This window comes from Streptomyces sp. CGMCC 4.7035 (assembly GCF_031583065.1).
GTDB lineage: Bacteria > Actinomycetota > Actinomycetes > Streptomycetales > Streptomycetaceae > Streptomyces > Streptomyces yaanensis.
The window spans coordinates 7,615,444-7,632,202 of sequence record NZ_CP134053.1 but is presented as its reverse complement, the minus strand read 5'-3'; the positions used below and the strand labels follow the sequence as shown (position 1 = coordinate 7,632,202).

At 70.5% G+C, this 16,759-nt stretch carries 17 protein-coding genes; 5 read left to right on the top strand and 12 right to left on the bottom strand.

Annotation, left to right across the window (positions count from 1 at the left end; all coding sequences use genetic code 11):
- Positions 1-228: 228 nt before the first annotated feature.
- A complete protein-coding gene (locus tag Q2K21_RS33525) occupies positions 229-495 on the bottom strand; it encodes a DUF2530 domain-containing protein (RefSeq protein ID WP_310779129.1) in 267 nt (88 codons plus the stop codon).
- Between the two features lie 254 nt (positions 496-749).
- Between Q2K21_RS33525 and Q2K21_RS33520 the strand changes: the two genes are divergently transcribed.
- Entirely contained in the window at positions 750-2,198 is a 1,449-nt protein-coding gene (locus Q2K21_RS33520; protein WP_310779126.1) for an NCS2 family permease, read from the top strand.
- Here the strand turns inward: Q2K21_RS33520 and Q2K21_RS35965 are convergent.
- Complete coding sequence (locus tag Q2K21_RS35965; protein ID WP_386275904.1) at positions 2,168-2,521, bottom strand: hypothetical protein; 354 nt, start codon at positions 2,519-2,521, stop codon at positions 2,168-2,170. The two genes, Q2K21_RS33520 and Q2K21_RS35965, sit on opposite strands and share 31 nt — an antisense overlap.
- Before the next feature lie 191 nt (positions 2,522-2,712).
- Here Q2K21_RS35965 and Q2K21_RS33510 point away from each other — a divergent pair, with 191 nt between their 5' ends.
- The 3 genes from Q2K21_RS33510 (at position 2,713) to thpR (ending at position 5,376) form a co-directional block, all read left to right on the top strand.
- Positions 2,713-3,150, top strand: a complete 438-nt coding sequence (locus tag Q2K21_RS33510; RefSeq protein WP_310779124.1) for a MarR family winged helix-turn-helix transcriptional regulator — start codon at positions 2,713-2,715, stop codon at positions 3,148-3,150.
- Between the two features lie 210 nt (positions 3,151-3,360).
- Entirely contained in the window at positions 3,361-4,629 is a 1,269-nt protein-coding gene (locus Q2K21_RS33505; protein WP_310781373.1) for an MFS transporter, read from the top strand.
- A 174-nt stretch (positions 4,630-4,803) separates the two neighbouring features.
- The gene (thpR, locus tag Q2K21_RS33500; RefSeq protein WP_310779121.1) at positions 4,804-5,376 is read left to right on the top strand and encodes an RNA 2',3'-cyclic phosphodiesterase; all 573 of its coding nucleotides are present in this window, start codon (positions 4,804-4,806) and stop codon (positions 5,374-5,376) included.
- Between the two features lie 306 nt (positions 5,377-5,682).
- Here thpR and Q2K21_RS33495 read toward each other — a convergent pair whose 3' ends face one another.
- From Q2K21_RS33495 to Q2K21_RS33485, 3 genes are all read right to left on the bottom strand, one after another.
- Positions 5,683-6,672, bottom strand: a complete 990-nt coding sequence (locus Q2K21_RS33495; protein ID WP_310779118.1) for an aldo/keto reductase — start codon at positions 6,670-6,672, stop codon at positions 5,683-5,685.
- Positions 6,673-6,741: 69 nt separating this feature from the next.
- Positions 6,742-7,335, bottom strand: a complete 594-nt coding sequence (locus Q2K21_RS33490; RefSeq protein ID WP_310779115.1) for a Uma2 family endonuclease — start codon at positions 7,333-7,335, stop codon at positions 6,742-6,744.
- 88 nt (positions 7,336-7,423) lie between these two features.
- Positions 7,424-8,107 carry an SGNH/GDSL hydrolase family protein gene (locus Q2K21_RS33485; protein WP_310779112.1) on the bottom strand — a complete coding sequence of 228 codons (684 nt, stop codon included), beginning with the start codon at positions 8,105-8,107 and terminating at the stop codon, positions 7,424-7,426.
- Between the two features lie 130 nt (positions 8,108-8,237).
- Here Q2K21_RS33485 and Q2K21_RS33480 point away from each other — a divergent pair, with 130 nt between their 5' ends.
- Positions 8,238-9,248, top strand: a complete 1,011-nt coding sequence (locus Q2K21_RS33480) for a WD40 repeat domain-containing protein (RefSeq protein WP_310779109.1) — start codon at positions 8,238-8,240, stop codon at positions 9,246-9,248.
- A 118-nt stretch (positions 9,249-9,366) separates the two neighbouring features.
- Here Q2K21_RS33480 and serC read toward each other — a convergent pair whose 3' ends face one another.
- From serC to Q2K21_RS33445, 7 genes are all read right to left on the bottom strand, one after another.
- Positions 9,367-10,485, bottom strand: a complete 1,119-nt coding sequence (gene serC, locus Q2K21_RS33475; RefSeq protein ID WP_310779106.1) for a phosphoserine transaminase — start codon at positions 10,483-10,485, stop codon at positions 9,367-9,369.
- 403 nt (positions 10,486-10,888) lie between these two features.
- Positions 10,889-12,139, bottom strand: a complete 1,251-nt coding sequence (locus tag Q2K21_RS33470; protein WP_310779103.1) for a cytochrome P450 family protein — start codon at positions 12,137-12,139, stop codon at positions 10,889-10,891.
- Complete coding sequence (locus tag Q2K21_RS33465) at positions 12,136-13,359, bottom strand: cytochrome P450 (protein WP_310779100.1); 1,224 nt, start codon at positions 13,357-13,359, stop codon at positions 12,136-12,138. Before Q2K21_RS33465 ends, Q2K21_RS33470 begins: the two co-directional genes overlap by 4 nt.
- Positions 13,356-13,973, bottom strand: coding sequence for a GTP-binding protein (locus Q2K21_RS33460; protein WP_310779098.1), 618 nt, complete (start codon positions 13,971-13,973; stop codon positions 13,356-13,358). Before Q2K21_RS33460 ends, Q2K21_RS33465 begins: the two co-directional genes overlap by 4 nt.
- The gene (locus Q2K21_RS33455) at positions 13,954-14,301 is read right to left on the bottom strand and encodes a DUF742 domain-containing protein (protein WP_310779096.1); all 348 of its coding nucleotides are present in this window, start codon (positions 14,299-14,301) and stop codon (positions 13,954-13,956) included. The genes Q2K21_RS33460 and Q2K21_RS33455 overlap by 20 nt, the downstream gene beginning before the upstream one ends.
- The gene (locus tag Q2K21_RS33450; RefSeq protein WP_310779092.1) at positions 14,298-14,705 is read right to left on the bottom strand and encodes a roadblock/LC7 domain-containing protein; all 408 of its coding nucleotides are present in this window, start codon (positions 14,703-14,705) and stop codon (positions 14,298-14,300) included. The genes Q2K21_RS33455 and Q2K21_RS33450 overlap by 4 nt, the downstream gene beginning before the upstream one ends.
- Entirely contained in the window at positions 14,702-16,615 is a 1,914-nt protein-coding gene (locus Q2K21_RS33445; protein ID WP_310779089.1) for an ATP-binding protein, read from the bottom strand. The genes Q2K21_RS33450 and Q2K21_RS33445 overlap by 4 nt, the downstream gene beginning before the upstream one ends.
- Positions 16,616-16,759: the final 144 nt, after the last annotated feature.

Below are 16,759 nucleotides of genomic sequence, written 5' to 3'. Positions count from 1 at the left end.
GCGGTGGTAGTACGGGGAGCCGCCGCGCGCCGCAGCTCAGGCTGGGCACTATCAGCCCGTACGGCGTCCGAGGACGAGGCTGTCCCGCACTTCACAGCGGAGGCCAGGGAAAACCAGCCCGTCCGGCGTTTGAGGACGAGGCCGTCAAGGCCGACAGCGGGGGTCTGGGGGCGCAGCCCCCAGGGGGTCCACGCAAGCCACCGGGTGCCTACTCCGCCACCGGGCGCCCTATTCCACCCCCGCAACCTTCGCGGCAGCAGCCCGCTTGATTGCCGCGTCCCGCCTCCGTACGAACCAGACGCCGATGCAGCCGAGCCCCCCGCCCGCCAGGCATGTCCACAGCCACCAGGTGTGCCCGTGGTCGGCGAACCAGCCGTAGAACGGGAGCTGGACCAGGAAGAGGACGAACCAGAGGATCGTGCCGCCGGTGATGGTGGCGACCACGGGGCCCTCAAGGGGCTCCGGCGCCTCGTGCTTGGGGGTCCACTTCGCCATGCGCACAGCTTACGAGGGCGCCATCCGTATGCGGGGGCGACCCTGGAGGCGATCCTGCCGGCCCTTGTATACCAACGGTCTACGCGCGGAGATAGCGATCTACGCCTTATATGTTCATACTGAAACAGTTCGAGTCTGGCCGCTTCTGTTCGTATGAAACACCAACGGGAACTTGGGGGAAACCGTTTGGTGATCAAGCGATGGCGAGACTCGATCACGTTTGTTCCAGCATCCCCGCATCCTTGAGGTCCCGCATGCCCACCTCGGCCCCCGCCAAGGCCACCGCCCAGCAGCTGGGCACCCGACCCCCGTCCGGCGCCCTCGACCGCTACTTCAAGATCTCCGAGCGGGGCAGCACGCTGTCCCGCGAGATCCGCGGCGGTTTCGCGACCTTCTTCGCGATGGCCTACATCATCGTGCTGAACCCGATCATCCTCGGCAGCGCGAAGGACATGTACGGGCACCAGCTCGACCACGGCCAGCTGGTCACCGCGACCGCCGTGACCGCCGCCTTCACCACGCTGCTCATGGGCGTCATCGGCAACGTGCCGATCGCCCTCGCGGCCGGCCTCGGCGTGAACACGGTCGTCGCCCTCCAGCTCGCCCCGCGCATGTCCTGGCCGGACGCGATGGGCATGGTCGTCCTCGCGGGCTTCGTCGTGATGCTGCTGGTCGCCACCGGTCTGCGCGAGCGCGTGATGAACGCCGTGCCGCTCGGTCTGCGCAAGGGCATCGCGATCGGTATCGGCCTGTTCATCATGCTGATCGGTCTCGTCGACTCCGGCTTCGTCACCCGCATCCCGGACGTCGCCCAGACCACGGTCCCGGTCCAGCTCGGCGCCGACGGTCACCTCAACGGCTGGCCGGTCCTGGTCTTCGTCCTGGGCACGCTGCTCACCTTCGCGCTGATCGTCCGCAAGGTGCCGGGCGCGATCCTGATCTCGATCGTCGGCATGACTGTCCTCGCGCTGGTCGTCAACTCGGTCGCCAAGATCCCGTCCTGGGGCCTGACCGTCCCGAAGTGGCCCGGCAACCCGGTCGGCAGCCCCGACTTCGGCCTGATCGGCAAGGTCAGCCTGTTCGGCGGCTTCGGCAAGGTCGGCATGCTGACCGGCATCCTCTTCGTCTTCACGGTCCTGCTGTCGTGCTTCTTCGACGCGATGGGCACGATCATGGGCATCAGCGACGAGGCCAAGCTGACCGACGCCGAGGGCAACATGCCCGGCATCAACAAGGTCCTCTTCGTGGACGGCATCGCCGTCGCGGCGGGCGGCGCCAGCTCCTCCTCGGCCACCACCTGCTTCGTGGAGTCCACGGCGGGTGTCGGCGAGGGGGCGCGCACGGGCTTCGCGAACGTCGTCACGGGCGCCCTCTTCGCGGTGGCCCTGTTCCTCACCCCGGTCGCCACGATGGTCCCGGCCCAGGCGGCCACCCCCGCCCTGGTCGTGGTCGGCTTCCTGATCCTGTCCCACTCCATCAAGGAGATCGACTGGGCGGACTACACGATCGCGATCCCGGCCTTCGTGACGATGCTGATCATGCCGTTCACCTACTCGATCACGAACGGCATCGGCATGGGCTTCATCACCTTCGTGGTGCTGCGTCTGGCCGCGGGGCGCGGCCGTGAGGTTCCGGTCGCGATGTACGTGGTCGCGGCGGTCTTCGGTTTCTACTACCTGATGCCCGCGCTGGGTCTGACCTGATCCGCCGGGGCCCGGCCGGCCTCGCGGGACTTCTCCGTCGGGGCCCGGTCGGTCCCGTAGGGCGTCTCCGCCGGGGCTCGGTCGGTCCCGTAGAGCGTTTCCGCCGGGGCCCCGTCGGTCCCGTAGAGCGTCCCGGCCGGGTCGGGTGACCCGTAGAACCTCTCCGTCTCCTCGACGGCGGCCTGGAACCGCTCGTCGAAGTCATCCCTGATGAGCGTCCGGACGACATAGTCCTGGACGCTCATTCCTCTTTTGGCGGCATGAAGCCGGAGCCGGTCGAGCAGCTCCCCGTCTATCCGCAGGCTGAGCACACTGGTCCCCATGCGTACGAGGGTTGCCGGACGAAGGCGAGTGGCGTGTCACGTTCCGCCGCCGTATCACTCATATGGGTGATACGTGCAGCTCGGGAGTTTCGCGACGGGGCCGGTGGACGCAGGCCTGTAGTGGTCAGAGTCACCCACGAGGTGACGCGCTCGCGGTTCTTTAGCGAAAGTAATGAGTTATGCTAAAGAGCATGGCTGACCTGACCCATGGCGACGACGCTGCCGCCGTGAACGCCCTCCGCTCCGCAGTGATGCGCCTGTCGCGCCGACTCAAGCACCAGCGGGTCGACGAGTCGCTGAGCCCGACCGAGATGTCGGTGCTCGGCACCCTGTCCCTGTGCGGTTCCGCCACACCGGGCGAGCTCGCCCGCAAGGAACATGTCCAGCCGCCCTCGATGACCCGCATCGTGGCGCTGCTGGAGAGCAAGGGCCTGGTGAGCCTGGAGCCGCACCCCGAGGACCGGCGCCAGAAGGTGGTCACCAAGACCGAGCGGGCCGAGGCGATGCTCGACGAGAGCCGTCGCAAGCGGAACGCATGGCTGGCCGGACTGGTCGAGGGCCTGGACGAGGACGAGTGGGCGAAACTCCGCGCCGCCGCCCCCGTCCTGGAGAAGCTCGCGCATCTGTAAACCGTCATCGCAAGGAGGCGACCCCCTTTGAGTACGGGAACCGGAGCAGCTTCCGCCCCCGTCCCAGCCACCCACGACTCCCCAGCCACCCACGACTCCTCGTCCGCCCACGAGACCTACGGGGCTCCCCACACCCCCGAACCCTCCGAACCCGTCAAACCCTCCGAACCCTTCAGACCGACCAGGTCCTCGGAGCCCCGCAAGTCCTCGATGTTCAGCTCGCTGCGCGTCCGGAACTACCGGCTCTTCTTCCTCGGTCAGGTCGTCTCCAACACCGGCACCTGGATGCAGCGCATCGCCCAGGACTGGCTGGTGCTGAGCCTGACCGGCTCGTCCACCGCCGTCGGTGTGACCACGGCGCTTCAGTTCCTGCCGATGCTGCTCTTCGGGCTGTACGGCGGCGTTCTCGTCGACCGCCTCCCCAAGCGCCCGACGCTGCTGGTCACGCAGTCGGCGATGGGGGCCACGGGCCTCGTCCTCGCCTTCCTGACCCTCTCCGGGCACGTCCAGGTCTGGCACGTCTATCTCGCCGCCTTCGCGGTCGGCCTCGCCACGGTCGTGGACAACCCGGCCCGGCAGTCGTTCGTCTCCGAGATGGTCGGCTCCCGGCAGCTGCAGAACGCGGTCAGCCTGAACTCGGCGAACTTCCAGTCCGCGCGTCTGGTCGGCCCCGCGGTGGCGGGCGTCCTGATCACCGGCGTCGGGACGGGCTGGGCCTTCCTGCTCAACGGCGTGTCCTTCGTCGCCCCCATCGCAGCGCTGCTGCTGATGCGCGCCCGCGAGCTGCACGTCGTCGAGCGCGCCCCGCGCGGCAAGGGCCAGCTCCGCGAGGGCCTGCGCTATGTCGCCGGGCACCCGGAACTGATCTGGCCGATCGTCCTGGTCGGTTTCATCGGCACCTTCGGCTTCAACTTCCCGGTCTGGCTGTCGGCGTACGCGGACGACGTCTTCCACGCGGGCGCCGGAGCCTACAGCCTCTTCAACACGCTGATGGCGCTCGGCTCGCTGACCGGCGCGCTGCTCGCAGCCCGCCGCGGCACGGCCCGCCTGCGCGTGCTGATCGCGGCGGCGGCCGTCTTCGGCGCGCTGGAGATCTTGGCGGCCGGAGTTCCGTCCCTGTGGCTGTTCTCCCTCCTCATGATCCCGATAGGGATCTTCGGCCTGACGGTGAACGTCACCGCGAACACGGCCGTCCAGATGGGGACGGACCCGGCGATGCGCGGCCGCGTCATGGCCCTGTTCATGATGGTCTTCATGGGCGGTACGCCCGTGGGGGCGCCCGTGGTCGGCTGGCTCACGGACGCGTACGGCGCCCGGGCGGGCTTCGCCGCGGGCGGTCTGGTCTCGGCCGCGGCGGCCGTGACCATCGGCCTGGTCCTGGCGAAGTCCGGCGGCCTGCGCCTCTCCATGGGCTGGCACCAGGGGCATCCGCGGGTGCGGTTCGTCCCGCGCGAGCAGCCGGCGACGGCGTCGGCGTGACCGGTCGAGGGGGCGCCCCCTCGACGCATCCGTGTCACACGCGCCGCGCCAGTACCTGCCCGGGCCACCGGTCGTCCCCGACCGTGAGGGCCTGCGCCCGGGCGAAGCCGTTCGACTCGTAGTAGGCGAAATGGCCGGTGGCTGGGCGATCCGTTCCCTGGAAGGCTGAAGGACATGAGACTCTTCGCCGCGGTGGTGCCGCCCGAGGACGCGCTCCACGAGCTCGCCTCGGTGGTGCGCGGGTTGGAGGGGCTGCCCGGGGCGCAGGGGCTGCGCTGGACCGGGCGGCCGGGCTGGCACTACACGCTCGCGTTCTACGGCGAGGTGGCCGAGGACGTCGTCCCCGACCTGTCGGAGCGGCTGGCGCGGGCGGCCCGGCACACCGAGCCGTTCTCCCTGTCCTTGGACGGGGGCGGGCGCTTCGGGGGCCGGACGCTGTGGGTGGGCGCATCCGGGGACGTGGGGGAGCTGCGGCTGCTCGCGGACCGGACGGAGGCCGCGGGGCGGAAGGCGGGCGTGGAGATGGGGGAGCACCGCCACTACCGCGCCCATCTGACGCTGGCCCGCAGCGGCCGGGGGCCGGCGGACTTCCGGCCGTATGTCGCGGCGCTGGAGGCGTTCGCGGGGCGCCGGTGGACGGTCGGCGAGCTGCACCTCGTCCGCAGCAACCTGCCCAGGTCGGGGGTGCCGGGGGAGCAGCCGCGGTACGAGACGGTGGAGCGGTGGGGGCTCGGCGCGGGCGGGTGAGGCGGGCCGGTTAGTCTCGATACGTGGACCCGAAGACCCGTAACCGGATCATGGCCGGTGTGCTTGTGCTGATGTTGGCGGTGGTGGTGCTGGCGGCGGCGGTCGGAAAGTAGACCGACCACCGCCACACGTGAGCGCCCTACCGGGCGAAGGCCTCCGGACGGGACCTCGGCCAGGGCTGTGCTGTCCCGTGGACCGCCCCCCGGACGCCTCCTGGCTGATCAGCGGGCGAAGGTCTCCGGAGAGGGCCCCGGCCCCGGCCCCGGGCTGTGCTGTCCCGGGGGGTGTCCCTCGGCCCCCGGTCGATCACCAGGCGAAGGCCTCCGGAGACGGCCCCGGACCAGGGAAGATCTCCTCCAGGCCGGTCAGGACCTCCTCCGGGAGTTCCAGTTCGGCGGCCCGGAGCGCCGATTCCAGCTGTTCTGCGGTGCGCGGGCCGACGATGGGGCCGGTGACGCCGGGCCGGGTCAGCAGCCAGGCGAGGGCGGCCTCGCCGGGTTCGAGGCCGTGCTTGTCGAGCAGGTCCTCGTAGGACTGGATCTGCGCGCGGACGGCCGGGTCGGTGAGCGAGTCGGCGGTCCGGCCGCTCGCCCGGCGCCCGCCCTCGATCTCCTTCTTGATGACACCGCCCAGCAGTCCGCCGTGCAGCGGCGACCACGGGATGACGCCGAGCCCGTACTCCTGCGCCGCCGGGATGACCTCCATCTCGGCGCGCCGCTCGAAGAGGTTGTAGAGGCACTGCTCGCTGACGAGCCCGTAGGAGCCGTGCCGGGCCGCGGTCTCGTTGGCCTGGGCGATCTTGTACCCGGGGAAGTTGCTGGACCCCACGTACAGGATCTTCCCCTGCTGCACCAGCACGTCCATGGCCTGCCAGATCTCCTCGAAAGGAGTGCTGCGGTCGATGTGGTGGAACTGGTACAGGTCGATGTAGTCGGTCTGCAGCCGCTTGAGGCTGGCGTCGACCGCCCGCCGGATGTTGAGGGCGGAGAGCTTGTCGTGGTTGGGCCAGGCCTCGCCGTCCGCGCCCATGTTGCCGTAGACCTTGGTGGCGAGCACGACCTTGTCGCGCCGCTCGCCGCCCTTGGCGAACCAGTCGCCGATGATCCTCTCGGTACGGCCCTTGTTCTCGCCCCAGCCGTACACGTTGGCGGTGTCGAAGAAGTTGATTCCCGAGTCCAGGGCCGCGTCCATGATCGCGTGGCTGTCGGCCTCTTCCGTCTGGGGGCCGAAGTTCATGGTCCCGAGAACGAGCCGGCTGACCTTGAGTCCTGTGCGTCCGAGCTGCGTGTACTTCATGACTGCCTAGCCAACGGCGTGGAGTGCGCTCTAGGCAAGGGCAGTTGGCCGAGTGGTCGGGTGGCCGGATCAGTCGCGGGGGAAGCCGTCGGTCTTGAGGACGAGGTCGACCACCGTGCCGGTCAGGTCGATGTCGGTGCCGAAGTCCACCGGCGTCCTGTTCTCGTAGTCGCCGTCCTTGGGGTCGGTGTAGACGTAGCACCGGCCCTGGTAGGGATCGGCGATGACATAGAGGGGGACCTCGGCTTCCGCGTACGCGAGTTTCTTCGGGCCGTAGTCGTTGTGGGCCGTGCCCTCGGAGATGACCTCGGCGACGAACTCGATGTCCTGGTAACGCCAGTGGCCCGTGTCGTCCTTCTTCGCCGAGTCCTTGAGCAGGGCGATGTCCGGACAGAAGCCGTTCTCGTGGCCGGGGAAGTCGATGCGGACGTCCGAGAACACCTTGACGTCCATCCCGAACCTGTCCTCCAAGGCCCGCGCGATGCGGCGGATGATTCCCCAGTGTGTGTCCCGTTGCGGCGTCATGTGGACGTTGCCCCCGACGATCTCGACCCTGAATCCTTCGGGGACGGGCATCCGCTCAAGGCGCTCGAACCACTCGTCCAAACGCTTGGTGTTGGCGTCGGCGTCGGCCATCTCGATCCTGTCTTCAAGGACGGTCATCGTGGCGCTCCTCCCCGGCTGCCCCACGGACAGGTGCAGCCGCGCGGTACAACGATACGCACCGTGACCGAGGCACGCCGGTATTCGGTCAGCTTGTTCCAGCCACGTACGTTTGTCCCCATCCCCACGCCTGATGCATCGCCCCCGCGAACGCCTCCGCGATCTTGTGCTCACCGCACGTGTTCGGGTGCGTGCCGTCGTACGTGTCCGTGTGGATGTCGTACGACGGCGGGGGTGACGTCAGCAGGAGGGGGGAGCGGGGCTCGTCCAGGTCCGCCACCGCCTTCGCCAGGAGTTCGTTGAAGAGGGTGACCTCGGCCGCGAACAAGTCTTCCGTCTCCGCACGGATGTTCGGGATCACCGGGAGCACGACCATCCGGATGCGCGGGTTCGCGGACCGCGCCTCAGTCACGAACTTCCGTACGTTCTCCGCCGTCTGCTCCGCGTTCGTGTAGAAGCCCAGGTCGATCAGGCCCAAGGAGACCAGCAGTACGTCCGCGCGCGTCTCCCGCACGGCCCCGGCGATCAGCGGCGCCATGTGCAGCCAGCCCTCGCCCCAGCCCGCCAGGTGGGCGCGCGGGAAGTCCGGGTCGGCGTACGCGTACGACGTCGGCGCGTCCGTCGCCTTGTCGTACAGCGTCTCGCGCGGGCCGACGAGCGCGAACGGGCCGCCGTGCGTCGCGCACAGGTGCTGCCACAGCCGGTAGCGCCACGTGTGTTCGCCCGCGCTGCCGATCGTCATGGAGTCGCCTACGGGCATGAACCTGAGCATCCGCTCATGATGGACGATCACCGTGGGACGTATGGGGCGGGGCGGTGTGAGGATCGACACGCCCGCACCGCGCCGCGCTTGTGGATCACCCGGACCGTGAATCACGGCCGCGGATGGCAGTCTTGGGACCATGCGTCGATCGCTCGCGTTTCTTTCCGGGGCCCTTCTCATCGGTGTGCTCGCCGCGCCCGCGTCAGCGTCAGCGCCCGTGTCAGCGTCCGCCGCCGACGGCGATGGCGGCTTCACCATCAAGGATCCACGGATCACCGAGTCCAGCGGGCTCGCCGCCTCGCATCTCCACCCGGGGATCTACTGGACCCACAACGACAGCGACGACGGCCCGTACCTCTACGCCGTGGACAGCCGCACCGGGAAGACCGTCGCCACGGTCACCCTCCGTGGCATCGGCTCGCCCCGTGACGTGGAGGCCATCTCCATCGGCCCGGGGAACGAGATCTACGTCGGGGACATCGGCGACAACTTCGGCGGCAAGTGGCCGTACGTGTGGATCTACAAGCTGCCCGAGCCCAAGGTGCTCAAGGACCGGACGATCCGCGCCACCCAGTACGTCGTGAAGTACTCGGACGGCCCCCGCGACGCCGAGTCCCTCGTCGTCCACCCCAGGACCGGGCGTGTCTACATCATCGACAAGAAGGAGGACGGCGGACACCTCTACGAGGGCCCGGCCGAGCTGTCCTCCTCCGGCACGAACGTCTTCAAGCCCGTCGCCGCCGTCGACCTGTGGGCCACCGACGCAGCCTTCTCACCCGACGGCAAGCAACTCGCCGTGCGTGGCTACTTCGGCGGCATCGCGTACGACTGGAACGGCGGGAAGATCAAGCGGCAGGGCCGGCTGGACGTGCCCCTTCAGCGGCAGGGCGAGTCGGTCACCTACACCGCCGACGGGTCGAAGCTCCTGTACGGGAGCGAGGGCACCGACAGCACGGTGCGGGCCGAAAGCGTGCCCGGATACAAGGGGGGTGGCGACTCCAAGTCGCCTTCCGAGAAGGGGAGCGCGGAGGCCGGGACCGGCGGCGGCTCGCCCCTGAACGCCGACTACAAGGTCGGCGCGCTGGTTCTGGCGGTCGGCCTGGCCCTTGTCCTCGGCATCAAACGGCTGGTGCGTCGGGGTCCGCGGTAGCCGTTGCCGGTATGTGTGCTGGTACCTGTGCCGGTACGTGCGAAGGGGGCGTCCGGTGCTCACCGGGCGCCCCCGCCGTACGAGAACGACTACAGCTTCACGACCACAGCTTCGACGACTACAGCTTCTCGATCACGTAGTCGATGCACTTCGTCAGCGCGTCGATGTCCGCCGGGTCGATCGCCGGGAACATCGCGATACGGAGCTGGTTGCGGCCGAGCTTGCGGTAGGGCTCGGTGTCGACGATGCCGTTGGCGCGCAGGACCTTGGCGACGGCGGCGGCGTCTACCTCGTCCGAGAAGTCGATCGTGCCGATGACCTGGGAGCGCTTGGCCGGGTCGGTGACGAACGGGGTCGCGAACTTGACGTCCTCGGCCCAGCCGTACAGCGTGCGGGCGGAGGTGGCCGTGCGGCGCACCGACCAGTCCAGGCCGCCCTGGCCGTTGATCCACTCCAGCTGCTCGTTGAGGAGGAAGAGGGTGGAGAGGGCCGGGGTGTTGTACGTCTGGTTCTTGCGGGAGTTGTCGATCGCCGTGGGGAGGCTGAAGAACTCCGGGATGTGGCGGCCGGAGGCGTGGATACGCTCGGCGCGCTCGACCGCGGCCGGGGAGAAGACGCCGATCCACAGGCCGCCCTCGGAGGCGAAGGACTTCTGCGGGGCGAAGTAGTAGACGTCCGTCTCGGCGATGTCGACCGGGAGGCCGCCGGCGCCGCTCGTCGCGTCGACGAGGACCAGGGCGCCCTCGTCGGCGCCCGCGACGCGCTGGATCGGCATCGCGACACCCGTCGAGGTCTCGTTGTGCGTGAAGGCGTAGACGTCGACGCCCGCCTCGGCCGCCGGCTCGGGGTGCGTGCCGGGGTCGGAGGAGATGACGGTGGGCTCGGCGAGCCACGGGGCGAGCTTCGCGGCCTTCGCGAACTTGGAGGAGAACTCGCCGAAGTTGAGGTGCTGCGACTTGTTCTCGATCAGGCCGTGGGTCGCGATGTCCCAGAACGCGGTGGAGCCGCCGTTACCGAGGACGACCTCGTAGCCGTCGGGGAGTTGGAAGAGCTCGCGGATCCCCTCGCGCACCTTGCCGACCAGGTTCTTGACGGGGGCCTGGCGGTGGGAGGTGCCGAGAAGGGAACTGCCGGTGGCGGCCAGGGCGTCCAGCGCCTCCGTCCGCACCTTGGAGGGGCCCGCGCCGAAGCGTCCGTCGGCGGGCTTGATGTCAGCGGGAATCTGGATCTCAGCCACGGGAGGGAGCCTAGTGGTTCGGGAAACCGGGGCGAAGCGTGTTCCGTCGGGTGAGACGGGGGTGTCGTCCTGGTGGGTTTCGCCCCCGCCGCCCCTAGCCTTCCCGTCCCTGGGGGCTGCCGCCCCCAGACCCCTGCCGTCCGGCACATTCAGCCCCTCCGGCGTTTGAGGAGCGGGGGTCCGGGGGCTGGCCCCCGAAAAGGGGCGGAGCCCTGCCGGGTCCGGGCGGAGCCCTGCCGGGTCCGGGCGGAGCGCCAGCGGGGTCCAGGGGCGGAGCCCCGGGAGGGGTGCAGGGGACGCAGTCCCCGCCGGGGGTTCAGGGGGCGTAGCCCCCGGCGGGGTTGAAGGGGCGGAGCCCCTGGAGGTGGGACGGGTGGGGCGGCGGGGGCGAGAAACCCTTGCCTCAGTCGCCCAGCCGCACCGGCAGCTCGAACAGGTCGTTCTGCGTCACCACCGGCTTGTTGCGCAGCTCGCCCGCCGGCACCGCCAGGTCCAGGCCCGGGAAGCGCGCGTACAGGGCCGGAAGCGCGACCCCGGCCTCCAGGCGGGACAGCGCCGCGCCCGGGCAGACGTGCGGGCCGTGCCCGAAGGAGATGTGCCGGTTCTTTGTCTCCCGGGTGATGTCGAAGTCACCCGCCGTCGGGCCGTGCGCCTTCTCGTCACGCCCTATCGCCCCGTACGAGACGATCAGCGCGTCCCCCGCCGGCAGCACCTTGTCGCCCACCGGCACGTCCTCCGTCGCGAAGCGGATCAGGACGTGGGAGGTGGGGGTGGAGTAGCGCAGGGTCTCCTCGACCACCGCCGACCAGTCCGCCCCACCACTCAGCACCAGTTCCCGCTGCTCCGGGTGCGTCGACAGGTTGACCACCGCGTTGACGATGAGCGAGATCGTCGTCTCGTGGCCCGCCGCCACCATCAGCTGGAGCGTGGAGACGATCTCCTCGTCGGTGAGGTGGTCGCCGTTCTCGGAGGCCTGGATCAGGGCGGAGGTGAGGTCGTCGCCCGGGGTGGCGCGCTTCGCCGCCACCGTCTCCGCCATGATCCCCGCGAGCTCGGTGAGCGTCGCGATGACCTCCTCCGGCGGGGTCTGCGTCGAGAAGAACTTCTCGAACAGTTCCTTCAGGCGCGGCAGACGGGACTCCTCGATGCCCATCAGGTCCGCGATGACGTACATCGGCAGCGGGTACGCGAACTCCGCCTTGAGGTCCACCACGCCGCCGTCCGCCGGAAGCCGGTCCAGCAGCCCCTCCGTCAGCTTCGTGATCCGGTCCCGCATCTCCTCCACCCGACGCGGCGTCAGCGCCTGGGCGACGAGCGTGCGCATCCGCCGGTGGTCGGCCCCGTCCACGGTGAGCATGGAGCGGCCGGGGTTGGCGAGGCCGATCAGCGGCCAGTCGGGCGCGATCTCGCCGCGCTGCCAGGCGCCCCAGACGTTGATGTCCTTGACCAGCCGGGGGTCCGTCAACAGCTGCCTGGCCTCGGCGTGGTGCGTGACCGCCCACACGGGTACGCCGCCGGGCAGTACCACGGGGGCGAGCGGTCCCGCCTCCCTCAGCCGCGCGCTTTCGGCGTCGAGATCGGTGACGAAGGGGTCCAGCTCGATGGGAGAGAGCGGAGAGAGGGGAGAGACGGGAGATGCGTCGGTCGAGGTCATGCGGGTGCGCTTCCAATCGACGGAGTGGGGGTGAACCTCACGGGCAGCGCCGTCAGACCCCGCAGCCACGGGGACGGACGACGCGTCAACTCCTCGGCGGGCACGGACAGGTCGATGTCCGGCAGCCGGTCCAGGACCACCTCGATGGCCGTCCGCGCGACGACCTCCGCCACTTCCTGCGCCGGGAACGGACAGCGGTGCTCGCCGTGCCCGAAGGAGAAGTGCGCGTTGTTGCCGCCGGTGTGCGCGCAGGCGTCGGTGCGTACCTGCGGGTCGCTGTTGGCGCCCTGGAGGCCGAGCAGCAGCAGGTCACCGGCGCGGATGTGGCGGCCGCCCAGGCGGGTGTCGCGGGAGGCCCAGCGGCCTGCCACGTTCTGTGTGGGGGTGTCCTCCCACAGGACCTCGTTCATGGCCTCGGCGACGCTGTGGCGTCCGCCGAAGAGGGAGGCCGCGAAGCGGTGGTCGGTCAGCATCAGCCGCAGCGAGTTGCCGATCCAGTCCGCGGTCGGCTGGTGGCCCGCGGCCATCATCACCATGAGGTCCTGGGTGATCTCCTCGTCGGTGAAGCCGCTCTTGTTCGCGAGCATCCGCGAGACGACGTCGTCCGCCGGGTGCGCCTTGCGGCTCGCCAACAGTTCGATCATGGAGGTGGCCAGGTGCGTCTGGCCCGCGATCGCCCGCTCCCGCCCGTCGATCATGTCGTTGAGGGCGGTGACCAGGCCGGGGCCCTGCTCCTCGGCGAAGCCGTAGAGGATCGCCAGCACGCGGACGGGCAGCAGCATCGCGTAGTCCGCGACGAGGTCCGCCTCGCCCTTCGTGCACACGGCGTCGATCAGCTCGTCCGCGAACCGCTCGACATGGCCGCGCAGTTCGAACGGGTCGACGGCTTCCAGCGCGTCGCTGATCATCCCGGCGCGCTCGCGGTGGCGCTCGCCGACGGTGTAGAGGATCGACGGCTGCTTGCGGCCGATCATCGGCAGCATCGGCCAGTCGTCGGGGATGTTGTCCCACTGGTTCCACAGGTCGGAGTCGCGGCTGAAGAGCACCGGATCGGCGGTCACCTGGTGCAGCTCGCGGTAGCCGAGCACGAGCCAGGCCGGTACGTCGCCGTCGAGCACGACCGGGGCCACGGCGCCGTGCTCACGCCGCATCTCCCGGTACAGCGCGGCGGGTTCGGTCTGGAACCGGGGCCCGCTCAGGGGCACGGGGGCGGTGGTCACACCAGCTCCTGTTCGGATATGGGGGCCTGGGCGGCGTAGTGGTGCCGAATGTGTTCGACCAGGGTGATCAGGACCTGCTTGCCGGATGCGCGTGAGCGCGCGTCGCAGTCGATCAACGGGACGTGCGGGTCGAGGTCGAGGGCGGCGCGGACCTCGGCGGGGGTGTGCCGGGATCCGCCGAAGTCGTTGCAGGCGACGATGAACGGCGTGCCGTGGCGCTCCAGGCGGTCGATGGCGTACCAGGAGTCGTCGATGCGCCGGGTGTCGACGAGGACGACCGCGCCGAGCGTGCCGGAGAACAGCCGGTCCCACAGGAACCAGAACCGCTCCTGGCCCGGCGCGCCGAACAGGTACAGCACGTTGTGGGCGTCCAGCGTGATGCGGCCGAAGTCGAAGGCGACGGTCGTCGCGGACTTCTCCCGTACCCCGCTCACATCGTCGACCGTCTCGCCGGCCTGGGTCATGGTCTCCTCGGTGTTGAGCGGGCGGATCTCGCTCACCGAGCGGACAAGGGTCGTCTTGCCGACGCCGAAGCCGCCGACGACCACGATCTTCAGGCCGTTGTCGGCCTGGTCACCCAGCGGTGTGCGGGTGTCAGAGGTTGCGGAGTCCAACGAGCACCTGTTCCAGGACGTCGGGATCGGGAAGTGCGGCGGTGCGGGGGTGTCGGGCGCTGACGCGGCCGGCCGCGAGGAGGTCGGAGAGCAGGATGCGTGTGATGCTCACCGGCAGCCGCAGCTCGGCGGCGATCTCCACGACCGCGGTCGGGTGGTCGCACATCCGCAGGATCGCGGCGTGCTCCGACTGCATTCCCGGCACCGGGTCGCACTCGGCGACCACGAGCGTCACCAGGTCGAAGCGGGCAGCCGAGTCGGACCGGCTGCGCCCTCCGGTGAGGGTGTACAGCCGGTCCGGCGCGTCGTCCCTGCCGGGGCGGCTCATGAGGTACGCGGCTGCGCGGTCAGGTATTCGCCGAGCTGCTCGACGAGTTCGCTCATGTTGTGCCCGACGAGCCCCGCGTCTGCGTCCTCGGTGGTGACCAGGGCGAGGTGCGCGCCCTCGCCGGCCTCCACGATGAACAGGACCCCGCCGTAGAACTCGGCCATCGCCGAGCGCACGCCCCCGCTGCCGTCGCCGAACTCCACGGAGGCGCCGTGGGACAGCGACTGGATGCCGGCGGCGATCGCGGCGAGCTGGTCGGCCTGGTCGACGGAGAGCTCCGGAGTACGGCACAGCTTCAGCCCGTCCCGGGACAGCACGAGCGCGTGCCGGGCACCCGGGGTGCGCTCCAGCAGTCCCTCGATGAGCCAGGTGAGCTTCTCGTCGGCGGTCGTGATGCCGGTCATGAAGTGGTGTTGCCTTCCGGGTGCGAGGGGGTGACGGCCGGTTCGGGTGCGGTGGGGTCGTCCGGTACGGGCCGGGGTGCGGGTGTTTCTCGTACGACGGGCTCGTCCGCCGCCTGTCGTACGGGCGACTCGTGTCGTACGAGGGGCTCGTGCGCGGTGTCGCGGGCCGGGGTGTCCCGTACGGGGCTGTCGGGCGCCGTCCGCGCCGCGTCCTCCCGTACGGCTTCGGGTTCGGCCGTCGTGCCCTGGACCGTGGCCTGGTCCGGCACCGTGCCGCGGACCGCCTGGCGGAAGCTGCTGAAGCGGGCGGCCCGGGCCTTGGTGTCGTCCGGGGTGTCCGGCTCGCGCTCGGCGCGGGCGGCCGCCCGGGCGCGGCTGCGCTCGGCGGCCTCCAGTGCGTGACCGCGACGGCGCCGGGGGAGTCCGCCGGTGCCGGGGGTGCCGGACACCGGGAACTCGTGCGTGGGGACCGGATCGGGGTCGAGGTCCTCGGCGGCGCGGGCGGCGGCGTACGAGGGCCGGTGCTCGGGGGCGGCCGACGCGGTCTCGTCGGCCGGGGCCGGGGCCGGGGCGGTCTCGGTGGACGGGGCCGGGGCGGTCTCGGTGGACGGGATCAGGGCCGCAACGGCGGTCAGGGTCAGGGTGGGCTCGGAGTCCGGGGTCACGGGCTCGGCGGACGGCGGCAGCGTCGGCTGGGACAGGATGTCCTGCGGGATCAGCATCAGGACGCCCGTGCCGCCGCGCGCGGACGGCCGGAAGGACACCTTCAGGCCGTACTTGCGGGCGAGCCGGCCGACGACCGCGAGGCCGAGCCGGGTGCCGGTGAGCCCGCCCATCTCGGCAACCTCGCCGGAGACCGCGCGCTCGGCGCGGCGCAGCTGCACATCGCCCATGACCAGACCCGCGTCCTCGACGGAGACGATGACCCCGGAGGGCACCTCCTCCACGTAGACATGGACCTCGGCGGTGGGCGGGGAGAAGTTGGCAGCGTTGTCGAGGAGTTCGGCAAGCGCGTGCATCACGCCTTCGGCGGCGTGCCCGGCGACCGCGGCCTCGCTGGAGGAGTGGACGCGGACGCGCTGGTAGCCGCTGACGCGGCCCATCGCGCCGCGCAGGATCGACTCCATGACGATGGGGCGCGCCCAGCGACGGCCGGAGCGGGCGCCCGCGAGGACGGCGACGGAGTCGGCGAGGCGGCCCGCCTGCGCGGTGCGGTGGTCGAGGTGGAGGAGGTCGGCGAGGACGTCCTCGTCCGCGTGCTTGTCCTCCATCGCGCGCAGGTCGGCGAGCATGCCGGTGGCCAGGGCCTGCATGCGCCCGGCGACGTTGGCGGTGACGGAGACGGCCGCGTCCCGCGCGTTCGAGGCCTGGCGCAGACGCCGGGCGAGGCTGGTCGTCTCCTCGGCGAGCCGGGTGAGTTCTCCGGTGAGCACGTCGCGTTCGCCGGCGAACCCCTCGATGAGCGCGATCCGTTCCTGGTCGAACTCGTCCGAGAGGCGCACGCGCTCCTGCGCGAACTCCTTGGCGAGCCGGGCCCGCTCCCGCTCGAACTCCTCGGTCAGCCGTACGCGTTCCTCGATGAAGCCGTCCGTCAGCCGTGCCCGCTCCTGGCTGAACTCCTCGGCGAGCCGGGCGCGTTCCTGGACCAGCCGGCCCGCGTCCTGCGTCATGGCGTCCAGGCGGCGGCGGGCCAGGGACGCCGACCGGATGCCGTGGGCGGCGAGGGCGACCGCCCCGCACAGCAGCAGGGCCGCGGCGGCGCCCTCCCAGGCGAGGGGGACGCGGATCCCCTCCGGTGCCGCCATGACCGCGGCGGCGACGGCGAGGCCCGCCACCACGGCGGTGGCCAGTGTGACGGGTGCGACGGCGCGAAGGGCCGGGCGTTCGCCTGACGGTATGGGGGCGGTCATGGGTGGTGTCCTCGGTCGGCCTTGGTCATGTCCAGGTGCGTGTACGGCGCGCAGGGCCGGAAGGCGAGCAGCGACCCCTTGATGTTCAATTGCGGCTAACTATAGGAGAGTCTGTGATCGGAATAGACAGGTTCCGGTTCCGCT

Excerpts from the sequence above, each read along its gene's own strand:
- Q2K21_RS33525 (WP_310779129.1), bottom strand. The coding sequence starts at position 495 with ATGGCGAAGTGGACCCCCAAGCACGAGGCGCCGGAGCCCCTTGAGGGC.
- Q2K21_RS33520 (WP_310779126.1), top strand. The coding sequence starts at position 750 with ATGCCCACCTCGGCCCCCGCCAAGGCCACCGCCCAGCAGCTGGGCACC.
- Q2K21_RS35965 (WP_386275904.1), bottom strand. The coding sequence starts at position 2,521 with ATGGGGACCAGTGTGCTCAGCCTGCGGATAGACGGGGAGCTGCTCGAC.
- Q2K21_RS33510 (WP_310779124.1), top strand. The coding sequence starts at position 2,713 with ATGGCTGACCTGACCCATGGCGACGACGCTGCCGCCGTGAACGCCCTC.
- Q2K21_RS33505 (WP_310781373.1), top strand. The coding sequence starts at position 3,361 with ATGTTCAGCTCGCTGCGCGTCCGGAACTACCGGCTCTTCTTCCTCGGT.
- thpR (WP_310779121.1), top strand. The coding sequence starts at position 4,804 with ATGAGACTCTTCGCCGCGGTGGTGCCGCCCGAGGACGCGCTCCACGAG.
- Q2K21_RS33495 (WP_310779118.1), bottom strand. The coding sequence starts at position 6,672 with ATGAAGTACACGCAGCTCGGACGCACAGGACTCAAGGTCAGCCGGCTC.
- Q2K21_RS33490 (WP_310779115.1), bottom strand. The coding sequence starts at position 7,335 with ATGACCGTCCTTGAAGACAGGATCGAGATGGCCGACGCCGACGCCAAC.
- Q2K21_RS33485 (WP_310779112.1), bottom strand. The coding sequence starts at position 8,107 with ATGCTCAGGTTCATGCCCGTAGGCGACTCCATGACGATCGGCAGCGCG.
- Q2K21_RS33480 (WP_310779109.1), top strand. The coding sequence starts at position 8,238 with ATGCGTCGATCGCTCGCGTTTCTTTCCGGGGCCCTTCTCATCGGTGTG.
- Q2K21_RS33470 (WP_310779103.1), bottom strand. The coding sequence starts at position 12,139 with ATGACCTCGACCGACGCATCTCCCGTCTCTCCCCTCTCTCCGCTCTCT.
- Q2K21_RS33455 (WP_310779096.1), bottom strand. The coding sequence starts at position 14,301 with ATGAGCCGCCCCGGCAGGGACGACGCGCCGGACCGGCTGTACACCCTC.
- Q2K21_RS33450 (WP_310779092.1), bottom strand. The coding sequence starts at position 14,705 with ATGACCGGCATCACGACCGCCGACGAGAAGCTCACCTGGCTCATCGAG.
- Q2K21_RS33445 (WP_310779089.1), bottom strand. The coding sequence starts at position 16,615 with ATGACCGCCCCCATACCGTCAGGCGAACGCCCGGCCCTTCGCGCCGTC.